Below are 26,357 nucleotides of genomic sequence, written 5' to 3' on the forward strand. Positions count from 1 at the left end.
AATTGGATTGTGGCCCCTTTACGAGTGCTTCAGAACTTCATTCCAATTTTAGGTTTGCGAGCTAGGCTAGGAGCGTAATGCCGGCGTATGAAAGGCAGATGTCGGGAGGAACCGCGCCACGGCGCGCGCTTTCGCGCGCCCTGCTTTTCGCATTGTTGTGCTCTACGGCACTTGTTGCCGAAACCGGAAGTGCGGCGGCCTTCGAGATTTTCGGCATCAAGCTGTGGGGATCCAAAGACGAAGATGCCGATATCGTCGACCCGCTGCGCTATGCGGTGACGATCGAGGCGCCGGACGCCGACAAGGATCTCGCCGAGAAGCTCGAAAACGCCTCGGCGCTGAAGGCCGATGAGGAACACCCGGTATCCGGTTCTCTCGGCCTGCTGGCCAAGGCGCGCAGCGACCGTGAGCAACTTGTTGCCGCACTCTACAGTGACGCCCGCTACGAGGGTGTCGTCACCATCACTATTCAGGGCAAGCCGCTCGACGATCTGCCGCCCGATGCCGAGTTTTCGGGTCCGCAGCCGATACCGGTGGTGATAAGCATAGCAGCCGGGCCGAAATTCACGCTTGGCAACATCAGACTGGAAGGCGATGCGGCGGGGCTGGCAAGTGCCGATTTCGGTCTGATCGCCGGCGGTGACGCCAGTTCGGGCGCCGTGCTCAAGGCCGAGGCGGCGATCGTGCGGGCACTCAAGCAAGAAGGCAGGCCGCTGGCCAAGGTGACGGGCCGCGAGATCGTCGCCGAGCACGCCGGTTCGACGCTCGACGTGACGCTTGCCGTCGCGGCCGGCCCGGTCGCCGGCTATGGCGACACCACTGTCGAGGGCACGGAAAAGGTCGACCGCGACTTCACCGAATATATGACCGGCCTTAAGCGCGGTCGCCAATATTCGCCCGATGAGATCGACGATGCGCGTGACCGGCTGCTCGGGCTCGAGGTCTTCAACAGCGTGACGGTGAAGGAAGCCGACGCACTCGACGCCGAGGGCAACATCCCGATCGGTGTCCAGGTAAGCGAACGCAAGCCGCGCTATTTCGGCATTGGCGGCAGCTTCTCAAACACCGAAGGGCTGGGCCTCGAAGGCTATTGGGGGCATCGCAATCTGTTTGGCCGCGCCGAAAAGCTGCGCATCGACGGCAAGATCAGCGGCATCGGCAGCAACGACTTGACCCAGCTCAATTACAATGCCGGCGTCATGTTCGAAAAGCCGGGCGTGGTCGGGCCGGCGTCGAAATTCATTGCCAGCGTCAATACCGTGCTGGAACACCCCGACGCCTACGACCATTTCTCGGTCAAGGGCAGCACCGGCCTATCCTACGAATTGGACAAGAAGCAGACGGTTTCCGCGCAAGTCGCGCTGGATTATTCGAGGATCCACGACGCTTTCGGCAAGCACACCTATCTGATCGCCAGCATTCCACTGCAATATGTCTACGACAATCGCGACAGCAAGCTCAATCCGACCCGGGGCTTCAGGGTGCTGGCCTATGGTGAGCCGAGCTACGACATTTTGAGCGGGGCTGCGTTTGTCAAGCTGAAGGGCGAGGGGTCGGCCTACCAGTCACTCGATTCGGCCTCGAAATTCGTTTTCGCCGAACGTGTCGCCATCGGCTCCATCATCGGCGCCAGTCTTCAAGATGTTCCGGCAGATCGACGCTTCTACTCAGGCGGCGGCGGTTCGGTGCGCGGGTATGCCTATCAAGGCATCGGCCCGAACGACAGCAATGGAGAACCGATCGGCGGGCTTTCCTTCTTCGAGACCTCGGTCGAGATGCGCATCGCCGTCACCGACAAGATCGGCGTCGTGCCGTTCGTCGATGCCGGCACGGTGTCGACCAGGCAGGTCCCCGATTTTTCGGACATGAAGGTCGGCGCGGGTGTAGGCTTGCGCTATCTGACGGCGTTCGGGCCGCTGCGCGTCGACGCGGCGGTGCCTCTCAACCGCGGTCCTGACGATCCTCATTTCGGCATTTATGCCGGCATCGGCCAGGCATTCTGATGGCAATATTCAGGCGCATCCTCCGTATTCTTTTCTACACGCTGCTCATCGTCGTGGCAGCGGCGGTGGGGGCGGTCGTCGTGCTGACCAAAACCGAGCGCGGCCGCGAAAACCTTGCCGGCATCATCTCGACCATGGCCTCGACCGGCGACCGCAAGGTGACTGTCGTCGGCATCGACGGCATCTGGTCGGGCGCGCTGAGGGTCGATCATGTCGTTCTGGAGGATCGCGAAGGCGCCTGGATGGTGGCGCGCAACGTGGCCGTCGATTGGTCGCCGCTGGCACTCCTGTCGAAGAGCTTCAGCGCCGATCGCATTGGGGCCGAGCGTATCGAGTTGGCAAGGCTGCCGGTGGCCAATACACAGCCGAGCCAAAGCGGAGCGACGACGCTGCCGGTTTCCATCGACGTCAGGCAACTCGACCTTCCCGAAATCGCGCTCGGGCAGGCTCTGGCCGGCAGCGGTGTGGCCGAACTTGCAGCCAAGGGAGCGCTCAAGGCGGACGCCTCTCCATTGGCGATCGAGACCAACCTCAACATCGTTCGCCACGACGGCAAGCAAGGCACGGTCGACGCCAAAGCCCATTTCGCGCCGGCCGACAACAAGCTCGACCTCGACCTTAAGGCATCCGAGCCGGCCGGCGGCATCATCGCCAACCTGCTCAACCTGCCGGGCGCGCCGCCGGTCAACATTGTCGTTTCCGGCACCGGACCGCTCGCCAACTGGAATGGCATCGGGACCTTCGTTGTCGACGGCCGGATCGTCACCCAGCTTACCGGTCGCCATCAGCTCACCGACAAGGGTCATTATGTCGAGGCCAACGGCGATGGCGAATTCGAGCGCTTCCTGCCCGAAACCCTGAAACCGCTGTTTGCCGGCAAGACCACCTTCGACCTCGCCGGCACGGCGACCGCGGCCGGCGGCGTCGATGTCGAGCGCGCCAATATCGACAGCGGCGCCTTGCACGCGACCGCTGCCGGCATTGTCGATCCGAACGGCGCCAGCGACCTTTCGGTGAAGCTCGCCGCAAAGGGGCCGCCGATCGTGCTCAGCCTCGGCAGCGAGGCGCAACCGATAACCGTGGCAATCAAGGATGCCACGGCCCGCGCTTTCGGCGATGGCAAGGCGCCGATGATGGATATCGGCGCGTCGCTGGTCTCGGTGGTGGCGGGCGGCACGCGGGTGGACGACCTGATCGGGCAAGTGCATTCCGATGGTTTCGACATCCAGAACCGTAGCGGGGCGGTCACCATCAAGCTGACGGCGGCCGGCCTGAACACCGACGTCGCGACTTTGGCGCCGCTGATAACGGGCAGGGTCAGCGCCGGTCTCGCCGGCTCCGTCAGCAAAGAACAGATTGTCGTCGACGAAGGCACGCTACGCAGCGACGCGCTCAATGCGTCCGTAACAGCCACAGTGGCGCTTGCCGATCTGTCGATGACGCTCAAGATGAATGCCGACGCGGCTTCGACGGCGCTGCCGCCGCAAATCAGCTCGGTTCTCGGCGAGCGCGTGCAGTTTTCCGCAACCGCGACACGCGACCCGGACGGTGCGTTCGCCGCCAACGCATTGCAACTCACCTCCGGCACACTTAGCGCCAGCGGCACCGCTAGTGCGCAAGGCACCGATATCCGGGCCGATATCAAGGGTACGCTGGGCGACGTGTCGGTGCTGTCGCCGCTGGTCGGCGCCAACGTCGGCGGCGCCGTCGGTTTCGGGCTTACCGCAAGCGGCGCGCGCAGCGCACCGGATTTCTCGATTTCGGCCAACAGCGACAGCCTGACGGCGTCCGGCCATGCGGTGAAGCAGATCAAGCTGAGCGCGAGCGGCAAGGCCGATATCGCCAGTCCCGCCGCCGATGTCTCGCTGACCGGCTCGGTCGACGACCAGCCGCTCGACCTCAAGGCATCGCTGGTCACAACCGACGGCAAGCGCTCCATCAATGGACTTGCCGTCTCGTTAGCCGACAACAAGGTCTCCGGCGACCTCGGGCTCGACGACAACCTGCTGCCGCTCGGCACGTTGACCCTCGATGCCGCCGATATTGCTCCGCTGGCCGCACTCGCAGGCCAGTCGGTAGCCGGCGACGTGCGCGGCACCATCCGCTTTGCGAACGACAACGGAGCGCCGACGGTCGCGATCGATGCGACGAGCGCCGTGATTTCGCGCGGCGAACTGGCGGCGAAGACAATCGCCGTCAACGCGCTGGTCGCCAATTATCTCAAAGCACCGGCAATCGCCGGCAAGATCAAGGCCGACACGATCACCTCCGGAACCACGGTGATCAGCGGCATCGATGTCGACCTGAAGCGCGATGGCGACTGGACCGGCTTTAGCGGCGACGCCACGGTCGCCGGCATTCCGGCCAGCGCTTCCGGGCGGGTCAGGGTTGCGAACGGCACCACCAGCATCGAGCTTGCCTCGGGCGAGGCGACCATCCGCGGCATCAAGGCAGCTGTCGCGCAGCCATCAGCGCTGACAATCGCCAATGGCAGGGTGAGCATAGAGAAATTGGCGCTCGGTGTCGGCGGTGGTTCGGTTGCCGTGTCGGGTACGGCCGGCCAGACGCTTGATCTCGCTGCCACCTTGTCGGCGGTGCCGGCAGCGCTTGCCAATGATTTTTCACCGGGTCTCGATGCCGTGGGCGCGCTTAGCGGCACCGCGCAGGTCACCGGATCGTCGACTGCCCCAGATATTCGCTTCACCGCCCGGCTCAGCGGCGCCGAAACTAGCCAGACCCGGCAGGCTGGGCTCGGGCCGCTGGATCTCGACGCGGCAGGCCGTTTCTCGTCGGCCAGCGGCCTGGCCATCGAGCAGGCGACGCTTGCCGGCGAGAAAATCTCCGGCAAGGCAGCCGGCACCATCAATCCGAACGGTGCCAGCGATTTTTCGCTCGACCTGGCCTCTACCGGTCCGAGCCTGCCGTTGTCGCTTGCCAGCAAGGAGAGCCCGATCAAGCTCGAGCTACAGGCGATATCGCTAACGGCGGCCGGGCAGGGCGCCCAGCCGAAGCTCGACATTTCCGCGACGCTGCCATCGGCCGCCACCAATCTAGCTATGATCGAGGGCATCACGCTTGCGCTGCACTCCGATCGCTTTGACGTGAAAGCCCGGAGCGGGCCGATCTCCGGCACCGTGACTGCCGAAAAAATCGGCATCGACAATCCGACTATCGCGCCGCTGATCGCCGGCAAGGTCACCGCCAAACTCGCCGGCAGCCTTGCCGCCGATGCCATCGTCATCGATAGCGGCACGGTGACCAGCGACGCGTTGAACAGCGGCTTCAACGGGCGGGTCTCGCTGGCCGACGGCGCCATCGACCTCAATGTCAAGGCGGACGCCGCCTCGGCGGCACTGCCGGGGGCGGTACGTGGCGTGCTCGCCGAGCGAACGCAATTCAGTGCCGCGCTGAAGCGGGACGCCAATGGCAGTGTCACCGCCAATACCGTCAGGCTGTCGTCCGGTTCGCTGACGGCAGACGGCCAGGCGAGCCTTGCCGACAACAAGCTCAGCGCCGACGTCAAAGGCGCGCTAGGCGACGTCTCGCTGCTATCCAAGGACGCCAAAGGCGCCATCTCTTTCGCGCTGAATGCGCAAGGCGCCAGCATCGCGCCGGATCTGTCGCTGACTGTCAACAGCGACAGGCTTTCGGTCGCGGCGCGCGAGATCACCGGTCTGAAGCTTACTGCCACCGGCAAGGCTGATGCCGCCAACCCGGCTGCGAATGTGCGACTCACCGGAAATGTCGGCGGCCAACCGCTGCAGGGCAGCGCCGTGCTGGCGACATCGGACGGCAGACGCGCCATCAACGGGCTTTTGCTGTCGCTCGGCAAGAACCGTATCTCCGGCGACCTGGCGCTCGACGATGCCTTCGTTCCGGCCGGCACCGTGGCGCTCGACCTGCCCGATATCGGTCCGCTTGCGGCCCTGGCACTGGAAAAGGCCGATGGCGATGTGCGCGGCACGATCGCCTTCTCCAAGGCGGGTACCGTGCCGCAAGTCGCCGTCAAGGCGACGACGGCCTCGATCTCGCGCGGCGATGTCTCGGCCAAGGCCGTGAGCATCGATGCGCTGATCGCCAACTATCTGGCGGCACCGGTGATCTCGGGCAAAATCCGTGCCGACAGCGTAACTTCCGGCGGAACGGCTATTCGGGGCGTCAACGTCGATCTCAAGCGCGACGGCGAATGGACCGGCTTTTCCGGTGGCGCCACCGTCAAGGATATTCCGCTGAGGGCGGCCGGCCGGGTCAAGGCGGTCAAGGGCACGACGACGGTCGAACTTGCCTCCGGCGAGGCGACCATCCGCGGCATCAAGGCGGCCATCGCCCAGGCCTCGACCATCAACATCGCCAATGGAGTGACCAGCCTCGACAGGCTGGTGCTCAACCTCGGCGGCGGCACGGCGACGGTCACGGGCAAGGCTGGGCAGGCGTTCGACCTCAACGCGACGCTGGCCCGCGTCCCGATCTCGATAGCCAACAGTTTTTCGCCGGGCCTCGATGCCGCCGGTTCCATCTCGGGCACGGTGAAGGTGACGGGCGCGCCGGCCAATCCGGCCGTTGCCTTCAAGATCGACGCCGCAGGCGTTCAGACGTCGCAGACCCGTGGTGCAGGTTTCGGCGGCATTGGCGTTTCATCCTCAGGTACGTATTCGGGCAACAGACTGACCTTCGACGCCAACATGAGCGATGCCGCCGGCCTCGGCCTCAAGGGCGGCGGCACGATGACGACATCAGGCGCGCCCACCCTTGATCTCAACTTTTCCGGCAAGGTGCCGTTCGCCTTCCTCACCAGGACACTTGCCGCGCAAGGCCTGTCCCTCAGCGGCACGGCCGACGTCGATGTGCAGGTGCGCGGCCCGGCGACGTCGCCGGTGATCTCAGGCACGGTCCGCACGTCGGGCGCCCGTCTGGTCGATGCGCGATCGGGGCTTGCGATCAACGACATCACTGCCGATGTCGCTATCGGCAATGGCGTGGCCAGGATCAACCGCCTGACCGGCACGCTGTCGACACGCGGCAGCCTTTCGGCCAGCGGCACCGTCGGCATCGATCCGGCAAAAGGTTTTCCGGCCGACCTGTCGGTCAAGCTCGTCGATGGCCGCTATACCGACGGCAAGGTGGTCACCGCCAATCTTGGCGGCGACCTGACCGTCAAGGGACCGCTCACCTCCGCGCCGGTGATTTCCGGTACGGTCAACCTGGCCAAGACCGTCATCACCGTACCCGAAAAGCTGCCCGGCTCGCTGGCCGAGCTCAACGTCAAGCACAAGAATGCGCCGGCAGCCGTGCGTGCGCAGGACAAGGCGTTGCGCCCGGCCGCTGCAAGCAGCGGTGGCGGCGGCAGCGGCCTCAATCTCGACGTCACAGTCAATGCGCCGAGCCAGATCTTCATCCAGGGCAGGGGTGTCGACGCCGAGCTCGGCGGTTCGCTGCGGCTGACCGGCCCGGCATCGTCACCCCAGGCGGTCGGCACCTTCACCTTGCGGCGCGGACGGTTGACGATCCTTGCCAAGCGGCTGACCTTCACGGAAGGCACCGTCGGCTTTTCCGGCTCTCTGGTGCCCTACCTCAATCTCACGGCGCAATCGAAGACGACCAGCGCCACCGTGACTATCGTGGTGTCAGGCGAGGCGAACAACCCGAAATTCACCTTCTCCTCGGTACCCGCGCTGCCGGAGGATGAGGTGCTGGCGCAGCTGATCTTCGGCCGTTCGATGTCGAACCTGTCGCCGCTGCAGATCGCGCAGCTTGCCGAGGCTGCCGGACAACTGGCCGGCGTCGGCGGCTCGACCTCACTGCTGCAGAACCTGCGCAGCGCAATCGGCGTCGACGATCTCGACGTAATCACCGATGAACAGGGTGGCACCGCCGTCTCGGCGGGCAAGTATCTCAACGACCGTACCTATGTGACGATCCAGAAGGGCGACAGGCCGGGCTCGGGCAAGGCAACCGTCGATCTCGACGTTGGGCGCGGCGTCAAGCTGCGTGGCGAGGCAACCGACGCCGGCGAAGCAAAAGGCGGTGTTTTCTACGAACGGGAATATTGAAACCGGCCGTTCGCGCAGAACAACTGGTTGCCTGAGAACGAGTGGCGCAGCGGCGAATGTCCCAGTTTAATTGCCTGTGGGGATTTCGGACGAAATCCCTGGCGCAGTAGCAAATTTGCGCCAAGACTGTCGTTATCGCGCGAACCGCCCTGCTTTCAAAGTTGCACATTCCTTGGCATGTTCCCAATCCCTGCCGTCTTTGACATCATGGCGAGGATGCGGAATGTTAAAAGGCAGAAAGCCAACAATGGGAGTAAGTCATGACGATCTACAAGAGTAACGGCGACCGCGTTCCCGATCACATCCTGGCCATGGCCGAAGACGCCAAGGCAGGCAAGATGGATCGTCGTGAATTTCTAGCTCTCGCCAGCGTCTTCGGCGCGTCGACGGCGATGGCCTATGGCATGCTTGGCCTTGCAGACCCGACGCCGGCCAAGGCGGAAGAGGTCCAGGGCAAAAAAGGCGGCGTATTGAAGGTCGCGCAATGGATCAAGGATCCGAAGGATCCGCGCAAGGCCGACTGGTCGGAAATCGCCAATGCCGAGCGCCAGGCGCTCGAGCCGCTGGTCAAATACACCACCGAATACACGTTCCGCCCCTATCTGCTGGAGAGCTGGGACGTGAATGACGACGCTACCGAATACACGCTGCATGTGCGCAAGGGCGTCACCTGGAACAACGGCGATCCGTTCTCCGCAGACGACGTCATCTTCAACCTCAAGCGTTGGGCCGACAAGAAAGCCGAAGGCAATTCCATGCCCGGTCGCCTCGGTTCGCTGGTCAAGGATGACAAGCTGGATGAGAGCGCGGTTACCAAGGTCGACGATCACACGGTCAAGCTGACGCTCAGCAAGCCGGATATCGCCCTCATTCCCAACGTGTGCGACTATCCCGGCCTTATCGTCCACAAGACCTTCGACGAGAAGGGCGGCGACTTCAAGTCCTGCCCGATCGGAACCGGCCCGTTCGAGTTGGTCTCCTACGATGTCGGCCAGAAAGTGGTCTACAAGCGCCGCGAAGACAACAAATGGTGGGATGGTGACGTCTTCCTCGACGGCATCGAGTTCATCGACTACGGCACCGATCCGGCGGCGATGGTCAGCGCTTTCGAGGCAGGCGAGGTGCACACCAACTTCGAGACGTCGGCCGACTATGTGTCGATCCTCGACGGCATGGATTTGGTGAAGTCGGAGATCGTCACCGCCTCGACGATCGTCTGCCGTACCAATGTGACCAACAAGCCTTACGGCGACCAGAAGGTTCGCAACGCCCTGCAGCTCGCGGTCGACAACAATGTCGTCCTCCAGCTCGGCTACGGCAATGCCGGCACGGTTGCCGAAAACCACCATGTCGCCCCGATCCATCCGGAATACTACGAATTGCCGAAGATTGCTCGCGACCCGGCCAAGGCGAAGGCGCTAATGGCGGAAGCCGGCCAGGCCGATTTCGAGCACGAGCTGATCACGGTCGACGAGGATTGGCACAAGAACACAGGGGATGCGATCGCCGCGCAGATGCGCGACGCCGGCATCAAGGTCAAGCGTACGGTGCTGCCGGGTTCGACCTTCTGGAACGACTGGACGAAGTATCCGCTGTCGATGACCAACTGGAACATGCGGCCGCTCGGCGTCCAGGTTCTGGCGATCGGCTATCGCACAGGTGAGGCCTGGAACGAGACGGCCTGGTCGAATCCGGAGTGGGATGCCAAGCTCAACGCTGCGCTGGCAGTTGCCGACGCCGCCAAGCGCAAGGAAATGATGAAGGATATCGAGCAGATCCTGCAGGATTCCGGCATTATCATCCAGCCTTATTGGCGCAAGCTCTACAGCCATTCGGTCAAGGCGGTGCAGAACTACAAGATGCACCCGACCTTCGAGCGCGACTACGGCAAGGTCTGGCTCGACCAGGCCTGACCGGACGATCCGGAAAGGGGCGTGTCGCCCCTTTCCCTCGCTCTTTGCATGGTCCTTGGTCCGAAAGTCGGCGCGGCAAAAAGTTGCGGACTCTTCGGCCTGGGTCTGCAATAAAAAGGGTATTGCATCTGGGACTGGTCTGAAGGCTTGTTCTGCCGCTGGCGGCAGCGCACGGCTTGCAAACCGGTTCCACCCCCCAACCCGACCGGCAGGGGACCGCCATGCTTTCTTTCGTTATCAGGCGTCTCGGCACCATGGCAGTGACGATGCTGTGCCTGACGATGATCGTCTTCTTCCTGGTCAATCTCGGGCCTAATCTGAAGAAGCTCGCGATCAGCCAGACCGAAATGCACACATCCGCCGAGCAGCTTGAGGCTTGGCTGGTCAACCATGGCTATCGGCAGAATTTCTTTATCCGCTACGGTCAATGGCTGGGCATCATGCCCAAGCAGCCGGTGACCGACCCGGCGACCGGCAAGCCCGCACAGCGTTTCTCCTTCTGCAACGATCCGGTCGTGCCGACATTCTCCGGCATCCTGCAAGGCGATTTCGGTTGCTCGACCAAGTTCAAGACGACGGTCGCTTCGAAACTCTTTCCGGCGCTCAGCGCCACCGGCATCCTGATGCTCTGCGTGCTGGCCGTAATGGTGCCGATCTCGCTTTTGATCGGTATTCTCGCCGGCATGCGCGAGGGTTCACGCACCGACCGCACATTGTCGGTGGCTTCGATCGCCTCGACGGCGACGCCCGAATATGTTTCGGGCGTCATCTTCACCGTGATCTTTGCCTCCTGGCTCGGCGTGCTGAACGGTTCGGCGGCCTCGGCCAGCCAGGGCATCACCTTCTATAATTTCACCTTGCCGGTGATGACGCTGGCGATATACGGCATCGGCTACATCGCTCGCATGACCCGCGCGTCGATGGTCGAGGTAATGACACAGCAATATATCCGCACCGCCCGGCTGAAGGGCCTCTCCTTCGGCAGCGTGGTGGTAAAGCACGCTCTGCGCAACGCCCTGATCGCACCGTTCACGGTCATCATGCTGCAGTTTCCCTGGCTGCTCACCGGCGTCGTCATCGTCGAGGTGATGTTCCGCTACCAGGGGTTCGGCTACACCCTGGTCGAGGCCGCCGGCAACAACGACATCGATCTTCTGCTCGGCTGCTCGCTGGTCTCGGTGTTTATCGTCCTGATCACACAGCTCATCTCCGATGTCGGCTACGCGTTCCTCAATCCGCGCATCAGAGTTCAATAGGAGACCGGGCGGATGCAGGTCGAATATCTCAGCGCCTTCAACGTCGTACTCGGCGTGCTTGCCCGCTTCTGGCCGGTCTGGATCGCTCTCGCCCTGGTGATGGGGGCGAGCTTCGGCTACAAGAAGAAGCTAGGGCTTTACGGCCAGCTTTTCGACAGCGGCGTCGGCATCGTCGGCGTCGGCATCTGCCTGTTCTGGCTGTTTACGGCGATCTTCGCGTCGACCATCTCGCCCTTCGATCCGCTCGCCCAAGTGCCGATCATGAAGGACGCGCTGCCGGGCGCAATCGAGCCGGCGTCGAAACTTGTATACTATTTCGGCGGCGACAAGCTCGCCCGGGACGTGTTCTCCCGCATGGTCTATGGCAGCCAGATCGTGCTGATCATCGCGCCGGCGGCGACCGGTTTTGCGCTGATGGTCGGCATTACGCTCGGCCTGCCGGCCGGCTATTATGGCGGCAAGATCGATACGGTGCTGTCCTTCCTCGCCAACCTTGTGCTGGCCTTCCCGGTGATCCTCCTGTTTTACCTGCTGGTGACGCCGGGTATCATGGACACGCCGATCCCCTACGCGATGGCAGGGCTGTTCTTCCTGTTTCCGATCATCTTCTTCAGTGTGCTGTTCTGGACGCGCTACAAGAACCGCCCCGACCGCCTCTATATCCTGCTTGGCCTGACGTTGGTACTTGGCGGCTGGATCTATGCAGGCCTTGTCTTCGATGCCGATCCGTTCAAGATCATCCACATCGATCCCAACCAGCTCAACATCTTCGTGGCGGTGGTGTTCGCCTCCAGCCCCGGCGTGTTCCGCATCGTGCGCGGCCTGGTCATGGATATCAAAACGCGCGACTATGTTGCGGCGGCACAAACGCGCGGTGAATCGCCCTGGTACATCATGCTGTGGGAGATATTGCCCAATGCGCGCGGGCCGCTTATCGTCGACGCCTGCCTGCGCATCGGCTACACCACGATCCTGCTCGGTACGCTCGGCTATTTCGGGCTGGGACTGGCGCCGGAAAGCCCGGACTGGGGCACGGCGATCAAGGATGCAAGCCGGCTGCTGCGCTCCTTCATCCACCCGGCGCTGCCGCCGACGATCGCATTGATGTCGTTCGTGCTCGGCCTCAACCTCCTGGCGGATTCGTTGCGTGAACAGTCTATGAAAGATTGATGCCGGGAAGATCGATGCCGGGTTCGGCCCGACATGCCTGAAGAACAAGGATTGGAGCGACCCATGAACGAGGCAGTTCGAAATCCCGCCAAGCCGACCAATGGGCCGATCATCGAGATCGAGAACCTGTCGATCTCCTTCTTCACCCGCAAGGGCGAAATCCCGGCGGTCATGGATTTTTCCTGCACGGTCATGCCTGGCGAGGCGATGGGTATTGTCGGCGAATCCGGCTGCGGCAAGTCGACCGTGTCGCTGGGCATCATGCGCGACCTCTCCAACATCGGAAAGATCGTCGGCGGAAAGATCAAATTCCAGGGCAAGGACATGGGAGAACTGTCCGACGAGGAACTGCGAGCTATCCGCGGCAACAAGATCGCGATGATCTACCAGGAGCCGATGGCCAGTCTTAACCCGGCGATGAAGGTCGGCCAGCAGCTGATGGAAGTGCCACTGATCCACGACAAGGTGTCGAAGGACGAAGCTTACAAACGCGCCTTGGAAATGGTGCGCGCGGTGAAGCTGCCGGATCCCGAGCGCATGATGCGTTCCTACCCGCACCAGCTTTCCGGCGGTCAGCAGCAGCGCATCGTCATTGCCATGGCGCTGCTGTCGAAGCCGGCGCTGCTTCTGCTCGACGAGCCGACGACAGCGCTCGACGTGACGGTTGAGGCCGGCATCGTCGACTTGGTCAAGGGGCTGGGCGAGAAGTTCGGCACCTCGATGATCTTCGTGTCGCACAACCTCGGCCTGATCCTGGAGACCTGCGACCGCATCACGGTGATGTATTCGGGCGAAGCGGTGGAGACCGGCAAGATCAAGGACGTCTTCGACCGGATGCGCCATCCCTACACGCAAGGCCTGTTCCGCTCGATCCCGTTGCCGGGCGCCGACAAGAATTCGCGGCCGCTGATATCCATCCCGGGGCAGTTGCCGCTACCGCACGAGCGGCCGAAGGGCTGCAATTTCGGCCCGCGCTGCCACCATTTCGTCGAGGGCGTCTGCAACGCCGCCGAAATTCCGATGATCGCGGTCGAAGGCCATGACGGGCATTTCTCGCGCTGTGTGCGCTTCAACGAGATCGACTGGGAGGCGCTGCCACCCGGCGCCAAGAAGGTCAACGAGCGGGTGGTACCCGGTGCGCCGGTGCTCCAGATCGAAGACCTCCGGAAGTACTACAAGGTCGGTGGCAGCGAAGTGTTCGGCTCGAGCGAGGGCCGTGTCGTCAAGGCCAACGAGACGATCTCGTTCATGGCGCGCGAATCCGAGACCGTCGCTATCGTCGGCGAATCCGGCTGCGGAAAATCGACCCTGGCCAAGGTGCTGCTCGGCCTCGAAACGGCAAGCTCCGGCCGCGTCAAGCTCGGCAACAAGGAGATTCAGTCGACCGGGATCGAGAAGCGCAGCGTCGACACGGTGTCATCGATCCAGATGGTGTTCCAAAATCCGTTCGACACGCTCAATCCCAGCCATTCGGTCGGTTCGCAGATCATCCGTACGCTGGAAAAGTTCAACGTCGGCGACACGGTGGCCGACCGCCGCAAGCGAATGCTGGAACTGCTGGACCTGGTGAAGCTGCCGAGGGCGTTCGAGACGCGCAAGCCGCGCCAGCTTTCAGGCGGCCAGAAACAGCGCATCGGCGTGGCGCGGGCCTTTGCCGGCGACGCCAAGGTGGTGGTGGCCGACGAGCCGGTCTCGGCACTGGATGTGTCGGTCCAGGCCGCGGTCACCGAGCTCTTGATGGACATCCAGCGCAAGAACAAGACGACGATGCTGTTCATCAGCCACGATCTGTCGGTGGTGCGCTACATCGCCGACCGCGTAGTCGTCATGTATCTCGGCTATATCGTTGAGCAAGGCACGACCGACCAGATATTCGCGCCGCCCTATCACCCCTACACCGAGGCATTGCTGTCGGCGATCCCGATCGCCGACACAAGCGTGGTCAAGAAGCACATCGTGCTGGAGGGCGACATCCCTTCGGCGATGAACCCGCCGTCCGGCTGTCCGTTCCAGACGCGCTGCGGCTACAAGAAACTGGTGCCGGACAACCTTTGCGAAACCAAGGTGCCGCCAGTCAAAAATCTCGGCGACGGCCATATGAGCCTGTGCTGGCTGTCCGACGACGTGCTGGCGAAAATGGAGCCGGTGATCAAATTCGACAAGGAGCACGCCGCAAATGAGGGCGTGCCGGATGATGCAAACCACGGTGTTGGCCCGGGCTTTGCCGGAGATCCGCCCAAGCGCCCGCATGGAAAGACTGGCAGCGTTGAAGCCGATGCCGAGGGCCAGGCAGTGGAGAATGCCGAAGCGGTCGCCAAAGCCCGCCGTCACGAGGTTCGCGACGAGGTTTCAGAGACCGGCACCTCAAGCTCTGCCGACAGCGTGGTGGCACCAATCATGCCGCCGACTGTCGGCGACGGCCGACAGGCCGAGGACGCCACGCGCAAGCCGCGCAAACCCAAGGGCGGCTGAGAGCCGTTAATAGGCTAGGGCGCGCATTGCCGTAGCTGCGCGGCGTAGTCCTGCGCCATCTGTTCGGTGGCATGCGCATAGCGCTGCACGTCGGCGTCGCCGCGACTGCCGCGCTTGTAGGCATTCCAGCCGAGATAGTAGGCGAGATACAGATTGTAGGTGTCGTTGCGGGCGACGCCGAGCGTGTCGGCGGTCTTGGAATGATACCAGCCGACGAAATCGACGGCATCGGCAAACCTGGTGCGGCGCGCCGCCCAGCTTCCGGTCTCGTTCTGGTATTGCGCCCAGGTGCCGTCGAGCGCCTGCGAGAAGCCGGTGGCGCTGGAGATATGTTTCCAGGGAATGAAGCCCAGCAGCTTGGTGCGCGGCGGCCTTGCGTTGCTCTTGAAGCCGGATTCCTTGCGCACCGTCGCCATCAGCACGGGAACCGGCACACCGTATTTCTGCTCGGTGCGTTGTGCCGCCGCCTGCCAATTGTCGAACCAGCCGTCATTCTGGTCGAAAACGGCGCACACATCGTTGATATGGTTCGGTGGCGTCGCGCAGCCCGAAAGCGCCAGCGGCGCGGCAATCGCTATAATTTTACTAAAACTCGACCTACGCATCGGAAGAGCATTAGGCCGAAAACATAAAAGGAATCTTGCTGTCTTTCTTAACGGCTCATCGGCCGCTTTGGCCGACACTGAGCAGGTATAAACATTCCGACGTTTGTTGTCGCTTTTACCGACGTGAAATTCCCGGAATGCCGCCTTGGCTAAAATCACGCCCGCAGGTGGCGGATTCTTGACAGCCCGATCCTCGTCCCGGCGCTTTGATGCGCCGCATGAGCGAACCAAGACGCAAGCGCGGCGCCGAGCGAACCAGCAACAGGGGACCGACCGCCATCCCGCAACTGTCGCTCAGGCGGGTGACAAATCCTTATCCGCCGATGGCGATGCTCTCGGCCGACCAGATCGAGGCGATCCACCAGGCGTCGATGCATATCCTGGAGAATTTCGGCATCGAGGTGATGAGCCCGCGGGCGCTGTCGCTGTTCGAGAAGGCCGGAGCCAAGGTCGATCATGCCACGATGAACGTCCGCATCGATCGCGGCATGATCGAGGAAGCGCTGAAGACGACGCAGTCCAGCTATACGCTGACGCCGCGCAATCCCGCCCATGCCGTCCACCTCGGCGGCAATACCATCAACTTCACGCTCGTCGCCGGGCCGCCGAATGTGCACGACATGGAGCGCGGCCGCCGTGCCGGCAATTTGCGCGATTATTCCGATCTCGTCCGGCTGGCGCAGCATTTCAACTGCATCCACATGCTAGGCAACCAGGTCTGCGCGCCGGTAGAATTGCCGGCGAATTCCCGTCATCTCGACACCTATTTCACCAATCTGACACTGACCGACAAAAGCTTTCACGTCTCGGCCATCGGCCGCGGCAGGGCGCTCGACGGCATCGAAATGATGGCAATCGCGCGCGGACTGACGCTTGACGAGATGCGCCACGATCCCGGCGTCACCACGATCATTTCGGTCAATTCGCCGCGCCGCTTCGACGAGATGATGGCCGAGGGGCTGATGACGATGGCCGAGTTCGGCCAGTCGGTGGCGGTAACGCCATTCACGCTGATGGGGGCGATGAGCCCGGTGACGCTTGCCGGCGCGCTCGCCCAGCAGAATGCCGAGGCGCTGTTCGGCGTGGTGCTGACGCAGCTCGTCCGGCCCGGCGCGCCGGTGATGTATGGCGCCTTCACCTCCAATGTCGATATGAAATCGGGAGCGCCGGCGTTCGGCACGCCTGAAAACACCAAGGCGAATATCGCGTCCGGACAGTTGGCGCGGCGTTACAACCTGCCTTATCGCACAACGCCGGGCTCGGCTTCCAATGCCGCCGACGCGCAAGGCGCCTATGAGACGCTGATGGCGCTGTGGGGCGCGGTGCTCGGCCATGGCAACCTGGTCTACCATGCCGCCGGCTGGCAAGAGGGCGGACTGACAGCGTCGTTCGAAAAGTTCATCATCGACGTCGAGATGATCCAGCACATGATGGAGTTTTTGCGCCCGATCGAGGTCAACGAGGCCGAGCTTGCTGTCGAGGCTCTGGGTGCGGTTCCGACCGGCGGCCACTTCTTCGGCGAGCCGCACACTCTGGAGCGCTACGCCACAGCCTTCTACCAGCCGATGCTGTCCAACTGGCAAAATTTCGAGGCCTGGCAGGAGGCTGGCGGGCTCGATGCCACGGCGCGGGCGACGAGGCTTTGGAAGAAGGCGCTGGAGGACTATGTCGAGCCGGTGATGGAAGTCTCCAGGCGCGAGGCGCTTGAGACGTACGTGGCCAAGCGCAAGGAAGCGATCGGGCAAAGCGAGCCGTGATGATCGAAGGCTCGCGCTCGTGGGGCTCCTCCCCGAATTCATCGTTCCCATCCAACTCGTTGACGTCAGAGAGAATCCCATGAAATCGCATGCAAAGGTCGTGGTTATCGGTGGTGGCGTCGTCGGGTGCTCCGTGCTGTTCCATCTGGCCCGGCACGGCTGGACAGACATCGTGCTTCTGGAGCGCGATGAATTGACCTCCGGCTCGACCTGGCACGCCGCCGGCGGCATGCACACGATCAATGGCGATCCCAATGTCGCCAAGCTGCAGAAATACACAATCTCGCTCTACAAGGAGATCGAGGAACTGTCCGGCCAGGCGACCGGCGTGCATTTGACTGGCGGCGTCTTGCTGGCGGCGACCGAGGCGCGGCTCGACTGGCTGCGCGGTGTCATCGCCAAGGGCCGCTATCTCGGCATCGAGCTCGAGGAGATATCGCCAAACGAGGCGGCCGAGCTGATGCCGTTGCTCGATCCCAAGCAGTTCGTCGGTGCCGTGCGCAACAAGGAGGACGGTCATCTCGATCCGTCCGGCGTCACCCACGCCTACGCCAAGGCCGCGAGGAAGCTTGGTGCCGAGGTCGAGCGTTTCACCAAGGTCGAGGACATCGTGCGCCGCGCCGACGGGTTGTGGCGTGTCATCACCAACAAGGGCGAGGTTGTGGCCGAGCATGTCGTCAACGCCGGCGGCCTGTGGGCGCGTGAGGTCGGCCGCATGGTCGGGCTGGAGCTGCCGGTGCTGGCGATGGAGCACATGTACCTGATCACCGAGGACATGCCGGAAGTCGCCGCCTGGAACCAGAAGGCTGGTTCCGAAATCATCCATGCCGTGGATTTCGACGGCGAGCTGTATTTGCGCCAGGAACGCGGCGGCATGCTGATGGGCACTTATGAAAAGGCCAACAAGCCATGGTCCGAATTCCAGACGCCATGGAATTTCGGCCACGAACTGCTGGAGCCCGATATCGACCGCATCGCACCGTCGCTGGAGGTTGGCTTCCGGCATTTCCCGGCGTTCCAGAACACCGGCATCAAGCAGATCATCAACGGACCCTTCACCTTCGCGCCGGACGGCAATCCGCTGGTCGGGGCGGTGCGCGGCCTGCCGGGGTTCTGGGTGGCCTGTGGTGTCATGGCCGGGTTCTCGCAGGGCGGCGGCGTCGGCCTGGCGCTGTCGAACTGGATGATCGAGGGCGATCCCGGCGCCGACATCTGGGCGATGGATGTGTCGCGCTACGGTGACTGGGCCACGATGGCCTATACCAACGCCAAGGTGCGCGAGAATTATTCGCGGCGGTTTTCGATCCGCTTCCCGAACGAGGAACTGCCGGCTGGGCGACCGCTCAAGACGACGCCGGTCTATGATCTGTTGTCGGCCGAGGGCGCGCAATGGGGCGTCGCCTATGGGCTGGAAGTGCCGCTGTGGTATGCGCCCGAAGGGGTCAAGGACGAATTCTCCTGGCGCCGCTCGAGCGACTTCGAGCATGTCGCGAAAGAAGTGGAGACGGTTCGGCAACGCGTTGGTCTGTCGGAAATCTCGTCATTTGCCAAATACAGAGTCACCGGCGCGGGCGCAGCAACCTGGCTCGACAGTATGCTCGCGTGCAAATTGCCAAGGCCCGGCCGCATGACGCTGGCGCCGATGCTGAAGGAAGACGGCAGGTTGATCGGCGATTTCACGCTGGCCAATCTCGGCGGTCCAAATTCTGCAAGTAAGAATTGGTTCCTGGCCGGCAGCGGTGTCGCCGAGCAGTACCACATGCGCTGGTTCGAAGCGCATCTGCCGAAGGACGGCTCTGTTAGCATCGAGGCGCTGGGAGCAAAACTCACCGGCCTGTCGATCGCCGGGCCGAGCGCGCGTAACCTTCTTGAAAAGATCACACGATCTGATGTGTCGAATACGGCCTTTCCGTTCATGGCCATCAGCAGGATGGATATCGGCATGGCGCCGTGCCTGGTCGGGCGCGTCAGCTACACCGGCGACCTCGGCTACGAAATCTGGGTGGCGCCGGAATATCAGCGTGCAGCCTACCAGGCGCTGATGGGGGCGGGCGAGGAATTCGGCATCGGCCTGTTCGGCTCGCGCGCGCTCAATGCGCTGCGGCTCGAGAAGAATTACGGCTCATGGGCGCGCGAATACCGGCCGATCTATGGGCCGCTGGAGGCCGGCCTCGACCGCTTCGTCGCGTATGGCAAAGAGGCCGATTTCATCGGCAAGCAGGCGGCGTTGGCCGAGCGCAAGCAAGGCGGCAGACTGCGGCTGCGGGCCTTTGTCGTCGATACTGTCGATGCCGACGTCATCGGCGACGAGCCAATCTGGTACGGCGGTGCCGTGCGCGGTTGGGTCACGTCGGGCGGCTACGCACATCATTCGAAAAAATCCGTCGCCATGGGTTATGTGCCGAAAGAGATCGCCGATGAGGCCAACGGTTTCGAGATCGAGCTATTGGGCAAGCGTTACGCCGCACGCATGCAGCAGACACCGCTGTTCGACGCCAATTTCGAGCGGATGCGCGGTTGAGGAACCGAGTGGCATAGCGAAGTCGCCGTGCCGGTGGCACGATGAAAGGGGGAGGACGATTTCGCGATAGTGAAAATTCTTTCGCGCGGTGACCTTTGGTTTTATTGTCGAGCTGCGGCGGAAGGCTGGGCAATTGCTTCGGAGGTCCACCATGCCCGACGTGTATGCGCAGATCACAACCGCTGATCCGGCTGTTGTCGCGGTTCTTATCAACGCGATGGAGTTGCGGGCCGCAGACCCGCGCCAGAAGGCAATTCGCCACTCGTTTTTCTCGTCGATCGATTTTCCGGAAAGGGCACGCGTCCTCGAAGGCGGCTGCGGCTCGGGACCGATCAGTCGCGAGCTTGCGCGCTGGCCGGGGGTGAACGAGGTTGTTGGGCTCGATCCGTCGCCGATATTTCTGGCGAAGGCGCGCGAGCTTGCCGCGGATATCCCCAACCTGAACTTCGTCGAAGGGGATGCCAGGTCGCTGCCGCACGAGGACAACTCGTTCGATGTGGTCATCTTCCATACCTGCCTGACCCATGTGCCCGGTCCCGAAAAGGCCCTGACGGAATCGTTGCGCGTGCTTCGCCCAGGCGGCTGCCTGGCGATCTTCGACGGCGATTACGCGACGACGACGGTCGCCATCGGCGATCATGATCCGCTGCAGGATTGCGTGGATGCCGCAATGGCGGCGCTGGTGAATGACCGCTGGCTGACGCGCCGGCTGCCGCTGCTGGCGAAATCGGCGGGCTTTGTCGTCGAAAAATTCGACAGCTACGGCTACGCCCAAATTGCCGCGCCCGACTACATGCTGACTCTGGTCGATCGCGGCGCCGATATTCTGGCCGGCTGGAAGCGACTCGACAAGGCGCTTGGCGACGGGCTGAAGCACGAGGCGCGCCGGCGTGTCGAAGCCGGAGAGTTCTTCGGGTTCATCGCCTTCGCGGGCCTGATTGCGCGCAAGTCGGCCTGAGCGCGCGCTGATCCGCCCGGCTACGATGTTTTGCGGTTGTCCAGTGCCAGGGCGCCGGGGCCGGCGAATACCAGATAGAAGAAGATGAAGCAGAAGGAGATCGCGGCATCGCCGCCATTGTTGACCGGGAAGAAGCTCTGCGGCATGTGCGCCATGAAATAGGCGATCGCCATCTCGCCGCTGAGAAGGAATGCCACCGGCCTGGTGAAAAGCCCCAATACCAGCAGGATGCCGCCTCCGAATTCCAGGATGGCCGCGGTCAGCGATAGCCCGCTCATGGTGCCGGCATGGTCGCCGACGGGGAAATTGAACAGTTTCTGGGTGCCGTGCTCAATGAACTGCAGCGCCGTCATGATGCGCAAGGCGGCAAGGGCGAACGGTTGATATCCGGCGAGGCCTTCGAAAAGCTTCATCTACGACTCCATTTTCACCTAGCCCGGCCATAGGTCATCGCCAAAGGCCGGACCATTCACATAGTCCGGCCTTCATTCAACTGTCGGTGAGTGAGTCGTGAGGCGTGCTGCAGCCTTGGGGCCGCACGATGGCGGCCCCGCAATTGGCGCGGCCTGTTACCGCGTCGGTGCCATTAGCGCGAAATGGGCGCCTTGCGGATCCGTGCACTGTACGATCCAGCTGCCGCCGGGGACCTCCATCGGACCCATCAGGATCTTGCCGCCATTGTCGGTGACGCGCTTGGCTGCCGCGTCGATGCCGGGCACGTTGAAATAGAACTGCCAGACCGGCGCCGGGATCTGCTCGGGCTTGTTCATCATGCCGCCAACGGGCTCGCCGCCGAAGGCGAAAAGCTGGTAGACGCCCATCGGACCCATATCCATGGCGTCGCCCTTCTCCCAGCCGAACTGGCTGGAATAGAAATCGAACGCCGCCTTCCAGTCTGACGTGTAGAGCTCATGCCAGCCGATGTTGCCGGGGGTCGCCAACGGTAGCGGCGGCTGGTCGGGGCCGCTGGGCTGCAGGAAGTTGAACATCGCGCCTTGCGGGTCTGCAACGACGGCGAAGCGGCCGACGCCAGGAATGTCGTCGGGCTCGCGGTGAACCGCGCCACCAGCCTTCTTGAGGGAGGCCGTTGCGGCATCGATGTCCCTGGTGAGGATATAACCGACCCAGGCCGGCGGCATGCCCATCTTGCGCGCGTCATCGGGCAGCGTCATCATCCCGCCGACGCCGCGCTCGCCGACATTCATGACGATATAGCGCGGCATGCCCTGGGCCCCTTCGAAAGGCTGCCCCCTCCAGCCCACCACGGAGGTGTAAAACGCCTCGGCGGCGTCGAGATCGGTGGTCATCAGCTCGTACCAGAAGAAGGGCATGGGGGACTGTGGCATTGTCGTGCTCCTTGCGGTTTGTACATCGATCATGCGCGATCCATTCTAGGACGATCTTCACGACGAAAATCCGACAGCCAACCAAAAAAGATGACGGCAAATTGGAAATGTTACCGGGTTGCGCGCCCTGCGGTTTTCGACTTTGCTCGCAGTCAACGAGGGGTTGTTGATCCATGCGCCGGATGTCGCTCACTTCCGAACTTGTCGCGCTGTGCCATCGGGAGGAGGCCGATCCCGGCCCCGATGGCAGCTGGACGCAGCTGACGGACGAAGACTTCAGGGCCCTTTGCCTTCGGTGATCAAAACCAACGCTAAGCTTACCAGGCTGACCACTCAGTCCAGCAACGGCAGTGCCGCTATGGCCAAGCTTCCCTGTCGGCGGCTTTGGTAACATGAGTACACTTGTCATGTTTATTCGTGGCTTTTCAGCAGTTTGCACAGAAAATTGACCAATTGATAAAAAAACAAAACGTGCTAGCCTTCCCCAAAACAAGAACATGGGGAACTGACGATGCCAGAAGGCCAGTTCAAGCAAGGCATTGCCGGCGGGCGGCTTTCGCCGGGACAATATGCCGATAATTTCGCCGACCTGCACCCGCCGCTCGATCATCACGAGGCGCTGGTCGAGTCCGACCGCTGCTATTTCTGCTATGACGCGCCTTGCATGAATGCGTGTCCGACCTCGATCGACATCCCGCTGTTCATCCGCCAGATTTCGACCGGCAATCCGATCGGTTCGGCCAAGACGATTTTCGATCAGAACATTTTGGGCGGTATGTGCGCCCGCGTCTGCCCGACCGAGACGTTGTGCGAAGAGGTCTGCGTGCGGGAGGTGGCCGAAGGCAAGCCGGTGCAGATTGGTCGCCTTCAGCGCTACGCCACCGATGTCGCCATGGCCGAAAACAAGCAGTTCTACAACCGCTCCGAACCGACCGGCAAGACGGTCGCCGTGGTCGGCGCCGGACCGGCCGGGCTTGCGGCCGCGCATCGGCTCGCCCGTCATGGCCACGACGTGACCATCCTGGAAGCCCGCCCGAAGCCCGGCGGCCTCAATGAGTACGGTATCGCCGCCTATAAAAGCGTCGACAATTTTGCCCAGGCCGAAGTCGACTATGTCACGTCGATCGGCGGCATCGACATCCAGAACGGCAAGGCGCTCGGCCGAGATTACCAGCTGTCGGACCTGACCAGGAATTACGATGCGGTGTTCCTCGGCATGGGGCTTGCCGGCGTCAATGCCTTGCGAGCGGATGGCGAGGAGGCGCAAGGCGTCACCAATGCCGTCGAGTTCATTGCCGAGCTTCGTCAGGCCAGTGATCTGGCCAGCCTGCCGGTCGGCCGGCGTGTTGTCGTCATCGGCGGCGGCATGACGGCGATCGACGCGGCGGTGCAATCGAAGCTGCTCGGAGCCGAAGAGGTGACGATCTGCTATCGGCGCGGCCCGGAGCACATGAATGCCTCCGAATTCGAGCAGGATCTGGCTGCCGCCAACGGCGTCATCATCCGGCACTGGTTGCAGCCGAAGCGGGTCATTGCCGATGCCGGCAAGGTGTCGGCGATCGAGCTCGAATACACCGCGATGGACAGCGACAGGCTCGTCGGCACCGGCGAGCGGCTGACGCTCGTCGCCGATCAGGTGTTCAAGGCGATCGGCCAGAGCTTTGTCCCGGCTGCGCTCAACGGCAGCGGTGCGGAGGTCGCGCTGGAAGCCGGCCGCATCAAGGTCGATGCGGAAGGGCGCACCTCGCTGGCCAATGTCTGGGCTGGCGGCGACTGCATTTTCGGCGGCGACGACCTGACTGTTTCAGCCGTCGCGCAAGGCCGCGATGCGGCGGAGAGCATTCATCGGGCACTGACCTCGAACGGGAGGGCATGAGCATGGCAGACATCCGCAACAATTTCGTCGGCATCAAGTCGCCGAACCCGTTCTGGCTGGCTTCGGCGCCGCCGACCGACAAGGCCTATAATGTCATTCGCGCCTTCAAGGCGGGCTGGGGCGGCGTGGTATGGAAGACGCTCGGCGAAGAGGGCCCGCCGGTGGTCAACGTCAACGGTCCGCGCTATGGCGCGATCTGGGGCGCCGACCGTCGTCTGCTCGGCCTCAACAACATCGAGCTGATCACCGACCGCGACCTGCAGGTCAATCTGCGCGAGATCAAGCAGGTCAAGATGGACTGGCCCGACCGGGCGATCGTCGTCTCGCTGATGGTGCCTTGCGAGGAGCATGCCTGGAAAGCCATCCTGCCGGTAGTCGAGGAGACCGGCGCTGACGGCATCGAACTCAATTTCGGCTGCCCGCATGGCATGTCGGAACGCGGCATGGGTGCGGCGGTCGGCCAGGTGCCGGAATACATCGAAATGGTGGTGCGCTGGTGCAAGGCCAACACCCGCGTGCCTGTCATCACCAAGCTGACGCCCAACATCACCGACATACGCAAGCCGGCACGAGCTGCCCTTGCCGGCGGCACCGACGCGGTGTCGCTGATCAACACCATCAATTCGATCACCGGCGTCAATCTCGACAATTTCGCACCGGAGCCGACGATTGATGGCAAAGGTTCGCATGGCGGCTATTGCGGCCCGGCGGTGAAGCCGATCGCCATGAACATGGTGGCCGAGATCGCGCGCGACCCGGAAACAAAGGGCCTGCCGATCTCCGGTATCGGCGGCATCACCACCTGGCGCGACGCCGCCGAGTTCATGGCGCTTGGCGCCGGCAATGTGCAGGTGTGCACGGCGGCGATGACCTATGGCTTCAAGATCGTGCAGGAGATGATCGCCGGCCTGGAAAACTGGATGGACGAGAAGGGCCATGCCTCGCTCGACGACATCATTGGCCGCGCCACGCCCAACGTCACCGACTGGCAGTATCTCAACCTCAACTACGTCGCAAAGGCGCATATCGACCAGGAGGCCTGCATCAAATGCGGCCGCTGCCACATCGCCTGCGAGGACACCTCGCACCAGGCCATCACCAGCATGGTCGACGGCCTCAGGCATTTCGAGGTGATCGAGGCCGAATGCGTCGGCTGCAATCTCTGCGTCAATGTCTGCCCGGTCGAGAACTGCATCACCATGGAGCCACTGGCGGTTGGCGCGATCGACGAGCGCACTGGTAGGCCAGTGTCGCCGATCTATGCCAACTGGACGACGCATCCCAACAATCCGATGGCCAAGGTGGCGGCGGAATAGCATTGCGAAAAAAGCGGCGTTCATGGGCGCCGCTTTTTGACTTTCCTATTGCGGATAAAAGATATCCAAGATAATCTATATCCATGAAGAGGAGAGCGAAATGAAGCTGGGCGAAGGCGTCGAAGCGGCCATCCACTGCGCCGCGATGCTCGCCGGCGTTGATGGCGCCGCGACCTTGCCAGGTGCTGCCATGGCCGAAGCGTTCGGGCTGTCGCCGAGCTATCTGCTTAAGCATCTCAACGCGCTGACTGCGTCCGGCATTCTGGAATCAGTGCCGGGGCCGTCCGGCGGCTACCGGCTGGCGCGGCCGGCGGAACGCATAACGCTGCTCGATATCGTGCTGGCCGTCGAGGGGCGTGAACCGGCGTTCCGCTGCGCCGAAATCCGCCAGCGCGGCCCAGCGAAGCTCGACGCCTCGGTCTATGTCAAACCCTGCGGCATCAACGTAGCCATGCTGAAGGCCGAGCGTGCCTATCGCGCCGCGCTCGCCGACGCCCGGCTGTCCGACATCGTTGCAGAATACACGGCCGATGCCGATCCCCGTTCGGTCGCCGCGAACTGCGCCTTCGTCGAGCGCCATCGGCGGCCGCAGAAATCAAGTTCAACCAAGCAAGCATGAAAGGCTACAGACGATGAAACAGAGGCTGCAATTTTTCGGCGCGGCGCCGGAGATCATGAAGGCGGTGTCGGCGCTCAACAAGGCAGTCGACGAATGCGGGCTCGAAAAAAGCCTGTTGCATCTGATCAAGCTCAGGGCGTCGCAGATCAACGGCTGCTCGTATTGCGTCGAGATGCATAGCCGCGAAGCGCGCCGCGACGGCGAAAGCGAGCAGCGGCTCTATCTCATCTCCGCCTGGAAGGAATCGCCGCTGTTTTCAGAGCGCGAACGGGCAGCCTTGGCCTGGACCGACGCGCTGACCAGGATCGCCGACAACGGTGTGTCGGACGAACTCTATGCAAGGACGCTTAAGCATTTCTCGGAAGAGGAGCTGGTCAAGCTGTCGGTTGCGCTCGGCATGATCAACACCTGGAACCGGCTTTGCGTTCCGTTCCATGCAATCCATCCGATGCCAGCGGTCATGGCCGCTTGAGGACCAGGCGCGCGGCCTTGGGC

Annotated in this window: 16 protein-coding genes and 1 pseudogene; 14 read left to right on the forward strand and 3 right to left on the reverse strand. The window is 62.8% G+C overall.

From position 1 onward, the window contains the following. Positions 1 to 77 precede the first annotated feature (77 nt). The 6 genes from NKH99_RS25830 (at position 78) to NKH99_RS25855 (ending at position 14,864) form a co-directional block, all read left to right on the forward strand. Positions 78 to 2,003, forward strand: a complete 1,926-nt coding sequence (locus NKH99_RS25830) for an autotransporter assembly complex protein TamA (protein WP_353016334.1) — start codon at positions 78 to 80, stop codon at positions 2,001 to 2,003. Further along, entirely contained in the window at positions 2,003 to 8,053 is a 6,051-nt protein-coding gene (locus tag NKH99_RS25835) for a translocation/assembly module TamB domain-containing protein (protein WP_353016336.1), read from the forward strand. Before NKH99_RS25830 ends, NKH99_RS25835 begins: the two co-directional genes overlap by 1 nt. A gap of 260 nt (positions 8,054 to 8,313) precedes the next feature. Beyond that, complete coding sequence (locus NKH99_RS25840) at positions 8,314 to 9,966, forward strand: ABC transporter substrate-binding protein (protein WP_352473524.1); 1,653 nt, start codon at positions 8,314 to 8,316, stop codon at positions 9,964 to 9,966. A 221-nt stretch (positions 9,967 to 10,187) separates the two neighbouring features. Continuing rightward, complete coding sequence (locus tag NKH99_RS25845) at positions 10,188 to 11,222, forward strand: ABC transporter permease (protein ID WP_352473525.1); 1,035 nt, start codon at positions 10,188 to 10,190, stop codon at positions 11,220 to 11,222. A 12-nt stretch (positions 11,223 to 11,234) separates the two neighbouring features. Next, the gene (locus tag NKH99_RS25850) at positions 11,235 to 12,392 is read left to right on the forward strand and encodes an ABC transporter permease (protein ID WP_352473527.1); all 1,158 of its coding nucleotides are present in this window, start codon (positions 11,235 to 11,237) and stop codon (positions 12,390 to 12,392) included. A 63-nt stretch (positions 12,393 to 12,455) separates the two neighbouring features. Next, a complete protein-coding gene (locus NKH99_RS25855) occupies positions 12,456 to 14,864 on the forward strand; it encodes a dipeptide ABC transporter ATP-binding protein (protein WP_352750231.1) in 2,409 nt (802 codons plus the stop codon). 14 nt (positions 14,865 to 14,878) lie between these two features. Here the strand turns inward: NKH99_RS25855 and NKH99_RS25860 are convergent, their stop codons facing one another. After that, positions 14,879 to 15,469 carry a transglycosylase SLT domain-containing protein gene (locus NKH99_RS25860; protein WP_352980714.1) on the reverse strand — a complete coding sequence of 197 codons (591 nt, stop codon included), beginning with the start codon at positions 15,467 to 15,469 and terminating at the stop codon, positions 14,879 to 14,881. Between the two features lie 218 nt (positions 15,470 to 15,687). Between NKH99_RS25860 and NKH99_RS25865 the strand changes: the two genes are divergently transcribed. The 3 genes from NKH99_RS25865 to NKH99_RS25875 all read left to right on the forward strand — a co-directional run bounded on the left by NKH99_RS25865 (position 15,688) and on the right by NKH99_RS25875 (position 20,705). After that, the gene (locus NKH99_RS25865; RefSeq protein WP_353016339.1) at positions 15,688 to 17,226 is read left to right on the forward strand and encodes a trimethylamine methyltransferase family protein; all 1,539 of its coding nucleotides are present in this window, start codon (positions 15,688 to 15,690) and stop codon (positions 17,224 to 17,226) included. A gap of 79 nt (positions 17,227 to 17,305) precedes the next feature. Further along, positions 17,306 to 19,747: a GcvT family protein gene (locus NKH99_RS25870; protein WP_352980712.1), complete on the forward strand. Its 2,442-nt coding sequence runs from the start codon at positions 17,306 to 17,308 to the stop codon at positions 19,745 to 19,747. A 151-nt stretch (positions 19,748 to 19,898) separates the two neighbouring features. Beyond that, positions 19,899 to 20,705: a class I SAM-dependent methyltransferase gene (locus NKH99_RS25875; RefSeq protein WP_352473532.1), complete on the forward strand. Its 807-nt coding sequence runs from the start codon at positions 19,899 to 19,901 to the stop codon at positions 20,703 to 20,705. A gap of 20 nt (positions 20,706 to 20,725) precedes the next feature. On the opposite strand, the gene NKH99_RS25880 is transcribed toward NKH99_RS25875, so the two are convergent. Next, positions 20,726 to 21,118 (reverse strand): DoxX family protein, encoded by a 393-nt coding sequence (locus tag NKH99_RS25880; RefSeq protein ID WP_352684720.1) that lies wholly within the window; start codon positions 21,116 to 21,118, stop codon positions 20,726 to 20,728. 156 nt (positions 21,119 to 21,274) lie between these two features. Continuing rightward, positions 21,275 to 22,051: a VOC family protein gene (locus NKH99_RS25885; RefSeq protein WP_352453197.1), complete on the reverse strand. Its 777-nt coding sequence runs from the start codon at positions 22,049 to 22,051 to the stop codon at positions 21,275 to 21,277. Between the two features lie 173 nt (positions 22,052 to 22,224). On the opposite strand from NKH99_RS25885, the pseudogene NKH99_RS25890 reads away from it, so the two are divergent. The 5 genes and pseudogenes from NKH99_RS25890 to NKH99_RS25910 all read left to right on the forward strand — a co-directional run. Continuing rightward, positions 22,225 to 22,347: pseudogene (locus NKH99_RS25890) on the forward strand (gamma-glutamylcyclotransferase); the annotation flags it as partial. 215 nt (positions 22,348 to 22,562) lie between these two features. Beyond that, positions 22,563 to 23,927 carry an NAD(P)-dependent oxidoreductase gene (locus NKH99_RS25895; RefSeq protein ID WP_352453196.1) on the forward strand — a complete coding sequence of 455 codons (1,365 nt, stop codon included), beginning with the start codon at positions 22,563 to 22,565 and terminating at the stop codon, positions 23,925 to 23,927. Between the two features lie 2 nt (positions 23,928 to 23,929). Beyond that, positions 23,930 to 25,243: an NAD-dependent dihydropyrimidine dehydrogenase subunit PreA gene (gene preA / locus NKH99_RS25900; RefSeq protein ID WP_353016343.1), complete on the forward strand. Its 1,314-nt coding sequence runs from the start codon at positions 23,930 to 23,932 to the stop codon at positions 25,241 to 25,243. 100 nt (positions 25,244 to 25,343) lie between these two features. Continuing rightward, entirely contained in the window at positions 25,344 to 25,862 is a 519-nt protein-coding gene (locus tag NKH99_RS25905) for an RrF2 family transcriptional regulator (protein ID WP_352453193.1), read from the forward strand. A 13-nt stretch (positions 25,863 to 25,875) separates the two neighbouring features. Then, positions 25,876 to 26,334, forward strand: coding sequence for a carboxymuconolactone decarboxylase family protein (locus NKH99_RS25910; protein ID WP_353016345.1), 459 nt, complete (start codon positions 25,876 to 25,878; stop codon positions 26,332 to 26,334). Positions 26,335 to 26,357 lie beyond the last annotated feature (23 nt).

Origin of the sequence: Mesorhizobium sp. M0854, assembly GCF_040319815.1 — a bacterium.
GTDB lineage: Bacteria > Pseudomonadota > Alphaproteobacteria > Rhizobiales > Rhizobiaceae > Mesorhizobium.